This window comes from Bradyrhizobium sp. BRP56 (assembly GCF_020194035.1).
In the GTDB taxonomy this organism is placed as follows: domain Bacteria; phylum Pseudomonadota; class Alphaproteobacteria; order Rhizobiales; family Xanthobacteraceae; genus Bradyrhizobium; species Bradyrhizobium australafricanum.
This window is the reverse complement of the sequence record NZ_JADYVV010000223.1, coordinates 1-421: the sequence shown is the minus strand read 5'-3', so window position 1 is coordinate 421 and position 421 is coordinate 1. Positions and strand designations below refer to the sequence as shown.

Below are 421 nucleotides of genomic sequence, written 5' to 3'. Positions count from 1 at the left end.
GGCCCCAGATGGTCACCACCCAGAATCAGCGCATCCTGCGGGAAATTCAACGAGTCGGCGAGCTGACAAACAAAGCCGCGAAAATCGGCGGGCGTCATTCCGGTATAACCGCCGAACTGGTCCACCTGATTGGAGGTTGCTTCAATCAGTAACGGCGTTTGGTTTGCACTGGCGTAGCGGATTGCAGCTTCCAGCACCAGCGGATGTGCGGAACAAACGGCGTAAATCCCATTTGTTTTGCCCGCTTTGTGCTGTCTCACCATTTCTGTCAGATGTTTCACTTTCCTCTCCAGTTCAGATTACTGCGACATTAATCTTTCGTTTTGTTTCAGTTGATACTGCGTCATGGTGAGATAAAAATAAAACGAAAGATAATGGTTTTCTGATCTGATTCACAAAAGAAACATAATGAAAACCACTA

Annotated in this window: 1 protein-coding gene; it reads right to left on the bottom strand. The window is 47.3% G+C overall.

Annotation, left to right across the window (positions count from 1 at the left end; all coding sequences use genetic code 11):
• Positions 1-263, bottom strand: a 263-nt coding sequence (locus I6F38_RS43490) for a class II D-tagatose-bisphosphate aldolase, non-catalytic subunit (protein ID WP_225164726.1), incomplete at its 3' end; no start/stop codon positions are given.
• Between the last annotated feature and the right edge of the window lie 158 nt (positions 264-421).